This window comes from Streptomyces sp. E2N166 (assembly GCF_003671715.1).
GTDB classification, from domain to species: Bacteria; Actinomycetota; Actinomycetes; order Streptomycetales; family Streptomycetaceae; genus Streptomyces; species Streptomyces thinghirensis.
In genome coordinates this window covers 47,259-51,725 of sequence record NZ_RAIF01000031.1, presented here as the reverse complement: position 1 = coordinate 51,725, position 4,467 = coordinate 47,259, and the positions used below count along the sequence as shown (strand labels likewise).

The window sequence follows — 4,467 nt, the reverse complement described above, 5'->3', positions numbered from 1 at the left end:
GCCAACGCACCCCGACGACCGCCCCGCCCGGCAACAATCCCCGGGCCCCCGCCTCTCCCGCCGCCTCGCAGGCACCCGCGAGTGCGCGGGCGACCACGTGCAACCGCTGCTCTTCAGGCCCGCGGCAGACGAGACCCACTGCCCACGTTGCCGCTGACCGCAAGAGGCTCCCCCGGAGACCGTGAACCGACCGCCCCGAGTCGGTTCGAGGTGTCGCCCCTGGCAACGAGACCTCGTGTCAGCAGGTGGGAGCGCCCGTATGCTGGCCGTGTATCGCTTGCCGAGGGAACACCGAGACTGCCGGTCGGATGAGGAGGTGAAGGGGAATGAGCGTTGCCATCGACCACACCGGGCCCTGGACCGTCGCCGACGTCCTGGCCCTGCCCGAAGACCGCACCACCCGCTACGAGCTGCTGGGGGAATCCCTCGTCATGTCCCCCGCCCCCGGTGTCCGCCACCAGCGGGCCTCGTTCCGCCTCCACGTCGCCCTGGACGCGGCCGCCCGGGCCGTCGGCGCACCAGTGGAGATCCTGGAAGGCGTCAACGTCGTCCTGCCGTCCGGACTGGTCGTGCCCGATCTGGTCGTGGCCGACGTCGGAGCGACCGCCGACGACCCCGTTTCCGTCGACATGGACGCGGTCCAGCTCGTCGTCGAACTCGTCTCCCCCGGCAACAGCACCATGGACCGCAAGGTCAAGCCCATGCTGTACGCCGAGGCCGCCGTCCCGCACTTCTGGCGCCTGGAGTTCGACCCCGCCCCCATGCTCGTCGTCCACGGACTGCAAGACGGTCGCTACGTAGAGCGAACCACGGCACTCGCGGGTACGACCAGCCACCTGGACGCCCCGTTCCCGCTCGCGATCGATCCGGCTGACCTCTCGCGGCAGTAGAGCACCGCGGAGACGAGGCGGCGCGGGAACCGCCCGCGTCGCGGCTGAGGGCGGGCAGGGGTCAGCCGGCGACCCGTGGCACACCGCCCTTGCGGCCCACGCCGAAGGCGATGCGGTAGACGTCCGGCAGGTCGATGCGGCCGTCGCGGCGGCGGCGCATCACGCCCAGTGCGATCAGTTCCTCGATCAGCAGTTGGGGGTCCTCCGGGTAGCGGGGGCCGGTCCGAACCTTGATCTCGTCGTCGTCATTCTGGGGCTCGTAGCGTTCGGCCAGCTTGCGCAACTCGTCCGCGAGGTGGAACTCCTGCCAGAGGGCCTCGACCTTCGCCTGCTCGATGGGGACCTGGTGCCCGGCCAGCGGTCTGATGGCCGACACCACCCACGGCATGTCCTCGCTGACCTCCGTCACCCGGGTCTCCGACGCCTTCTGGACCCCGCGCCGGATGCCCTCGTGGTGCAGCGCGTACTCGTGACCGGCGTACTGGCCTCGGGTCTCCGACAGCGCCTTCTGCAGGGCGCTGAGGAAGCTGCGTGGGCTGACCTGCTCCACGCCGTCCATCAGGTGGTTGGGCAGCCAGGTGAAGGTGTGGCCCTTGCGGAAGTTCGAGCCCATGTAGGGACCGGCGAGCTGCGTGAACTGCTCCGACTGGAACTGCTCGTCGCCACTGAGCAGCGGTGGCGGGACGTGGCGCCTGCCGGACGCCTCGCTCTGCCAGCCGCCCGTGAGCTGCCGGAAACGGGCGGCCAGCTCGCTGTCGTGGTTGCCCAGGGTGTGGAAGAGGAGGCCGTAGAGGTTTGCTCGGGACCAGGTCAGGGCCGCCGCGTTGGAGGTCAGCTTGGAGGCGTCCGGGAAGTGGAGCAGCGCGCCGTCGTACATGTCGGGGCGGATGAAGACCTTGAAGCGGATGCTGCGGGTCCCCAGGCGCATGGCGAGCGCCAGTTCCATGATGCCGCCCACCAGACGGTCGGCCTGGGCTCGCACCCGGTGCAGGTGCTCCAGGGCGTCGAAGAGGATGAGGTGGGTGATGCCCTGCGGCCGGGCCTCCTGGTCCACCTTCTGCACCGTGCGCTCCGCCGCGCCGGGGTTGGCGCGCACCCACAAGGCCTTGTCCCGCCACTCGGGCAGGTCGCGCAGCTCCGGCTGGCCGAACGCGGTCAGCAGGACGGCGTACCAGAGGTCGTAGGGGCGGACGCCCTCCTCGACCAGTTGCCGCAGGGTGCCCGGGCCGGGGTAGAGGTCGTGCTGGAGTGCGGCCCCGAATCCCTGCGACACGGTCACCCGCCGCAACCGCTCGATGCCGTACTCCTGGGCGGCGACCTCGCGCAGCGACTCGTTGAGGAGCGAGCGGTACCAGAACGTCTTGCCGACGCCCCGGCCGCCGCGGACCACCGTGCTGTCGACGTACAGGGCCGCGCGGTGGGTGTCCGGGGTGAACAGGCTCTCGACCCGCGGCTCCACCGTGTCGGCGTCCGAGGCCTCCGGGAGAGCGCCCGCCAGCAGTTCGCGGTACTCCTCGACGGTCAGGGGGGTGGTCATCGCGGTCCTTCGCTGGTCTGCGGGTCGGCGGTGATCAGGAGCGTAGCGGTGGGCAGGAAGTCCCGGTACGCCGCCTGCACGAAGGCCCGGTCCTGCCACCCGGGGGCGGTGACCAGGTCCAGGCCGACCAGGCCCGGTTCGAAGAGGATCGGGACGGGGTGGTGCGGTGCCGCCTCGTCCTCCAGGGAGGGGGAGAAGGCGTCGGAGCCGTACTCGTCGGACCCGGCGGGGACGTCGTCGTAGAGCTGGGCGAAGCACTCCCAGGCGTGCTCGCGGAACGACTGGAGGTAGGCGCCCTCCGGCGAGTCGGGGACCATCGAGGCGACCATGCGGAGCTTCTCGCGGACGGCCGGTGCCTGTCCGGAGGAGAGCCAGGCCGCGAAGAGGTCGCCGTAGCCCTCCCAGGTCTGCGCGTTGTCCGTGCCGAAGAGGAGGGCCAGGTCGCACAGGCGGGAGATGGCGACCGCGGCGATGTCGTGGATGCCGGCGCGACTGTCCAGCAGGACGATGTCGGGGCGGCGTCCGCTGTCCCCGTCCCGGGCGACCTCGTCCTCGCAGGCGCGGACGGCCTGCTCCAGCCGGTCGGCGAAGTCGGCGCCCGGTACGTCGGCGTAGGCGCGGTTGAGCTTGTCGACGTAGGCGTAGGGGACGCCGGGCGTCCCACGGCCGCGGGCCGGTGCCACCCACAGCTCGCCCCGGCCGCCTCGCGGTGTGTAGCCGGAGCGGATCACGTGGTCCAGGCCCTCGGCGTTGCCCACGGCGGACTCGACGAGGTGGTCGATCACGCCGTGCGGAGGCAGGTCCGCCCCTGCGGCCACCAGTGTGCCGACGCCCGGGGATTCCAGGTCCAGGTCGACGACGAGGACCACGTGTCCCTGGTCGGCCAGGTGGCGGGCCAGGACGGCGGTCGCCGTGCTGCGGCCCACGCCGCCCTTGAAGCCGTAGAGCGCGGTGCGGTGGGTGCGGGAGCCGTCCGCTTCGGGGGCGGGGGTCGAGACCTGCCCCCAGTCCTCCCCCACCACCGTGTTGTCGAGGATCCGGACCCGGCCGGCGGGCCGCTGCGGGTCGGGCACGGCCCGCTCCGAGTCCAGCAGGGTGTCGGCCGAGAAGAGGCCGGAGGCTCTGAGGAGCGGGCGGTCGGAGGCGTAGGGGCCGAGGTCGCGCGCGAGCCGGGGGCCGTAGTCGGCCTCCAGGTTCTCCAGGGGCGGCGGGAGCGGCTGCGTGCGGTCGTCGACGACGAGGGTGAACCGGCCCAGGACGTCCCGTACGGCCAGCACGTCGGTCCCGCCGGCCGCCAGCTCGTGGGCGAGGGCGAGAGCGCGCGGGCGCGCCTCGGCGAAGCGGACGGGTCCGCCGGCCGGTTCGGGTGCGTCAGTCACGGCAGCCTTCCGGTGATCAGGGCCTGTTCGTGCAGGGCGAGGAGATTCTCGGCCACGGTACGCCGTTGCCCCACGTCGGCCTCGACGACCTCGCTGCCGTCGAGGTAGCGGTGTTCGACCGACCAGGTGGCGAAGGCGGACAGGCCGCCGAGGGCCGTGGTCAGCGGGGACGCCGTCCTGCCGTGCGTCAGGAGGGCGACGTCGGTGGCGACCCAGGGCAGGTGGCCGTACTTGTGCGCGGGCTTGCCGGTCTTCGGGTCCCTGAGATACGGCATCTTCGACCGGTCGCCGCCGGGCTTCACAGGGTCCATCGTGACGGCCGTGAAGCGGAGCAGCAGGCTCTTGAGGGCGCATTCCACCGCCACGCCGAAGTGGTGGTCGGCGTTCGGCAGCCGTGCCGCGTCCATCAGGAAGACGGCGTCCTTGTAGTGGCGCGTGGCTGCGTGGGCGAAGTGGTGCTGTTCTGAACTCACCGGCACGGCACGGATCTTAGGGCTCATGTCACTCGGATGGCCCAGCCCTGGTGCACGCACGGCGTCGTCACCCGAACGTGTGGTCCATTCCGGTCCCTCCCCGGCGGGGGCGGTGGGGAACGTAGCGTCAGGTGGCTGCGCCCGCAGCGGGCGGGAGGTCGCGGGCCGACAAGGGAGAGGTGGCATCG

4 protein-coding genes are annotated in these 4,467 nt (G+C 71.9%); 1 reads left to right on the top strand and 3 read right to left on the bottom strand.

Going from position 1 to position 4,467, the window contains the following annotated elements:
- Window positions 1–326 precede the first annotated feature (326 nt).
- Window positions 327–890, top strand: coding sequence for a Uma2 family endonuclease (locus tag EBH09_RS22265; RefSeq protein ID WP_193776470.1), 564 nt, complete (start codon window positions 327–329; stop codon window positions 888–890).
- A 61-nt stretch (window positions 891–951) separates the two neighbouring features.
- Here the strand turns inward: EBH09_RS22265 and EBH09_RS22260 are convergent, their stop codons facing one another.
- The 3 genes from EBH09_RS22260 to EBH09_RS39160 are packed head-to-tail and all read right to left on the bottom strand — an operon-like array spanning window position 952 to window position 4,285.
- Complete coding sequence (locus tag EBH09_RS22260; RefSeq protein ID WP_121748724.1) at window positions 952–2,427, bottom strand: hypothetical protein; 1,476 nt, start codon at window positions 2,425–2,427, stop codon at window positions 952–954.
- A complete protein-coding gene (locus EBH09_RS22255; RefSeq protein ID WP_238697409.1) occupies window positions 2,424–3,806 on the bottom strand; it encodes a P-loop NTPase in 1,383 nt (460 codons plus the stop codon). The genes EBH09_RS22260 and EBH09_RS22255 overlap by 4 nt, the downstream gene beginning before the upstream one ends.
- On the bottom strand, window positions 3,803–4,285 hold the full coding sequence (locus tag EBH09_RS39160; protein WP_238697408.1) for a hypothetical protein: 483 nt from the start codon (window positions 4,283–4,285) through the stop codon (window positions 3,803–3,805). Before EBH09_RS39160 ends, EBH09_RS22255 begins: the two co-directional genes overlap by 4 nt.
- Window positions 4,286–4,467 lie beyond the last annotated feature (182 nt).

Bases quoted from the DNA above. Each gene is read 5' to 3' on its own strand.
- EBH09_RS22265 (WP_193776470.1), top strand. From the start codon at position 327: ATGAGCGTTGCCATCGACCACACCGGGCCCTGGACCGTCGCCGACGTC.
- EBH09_RS22260 (WP_121748724.1), bottom strand. From the start codon at position 2,427: ATGACCACCCCCCTGACCGTCGAGGAGTACCGCGAACTGCTGGCGGGC.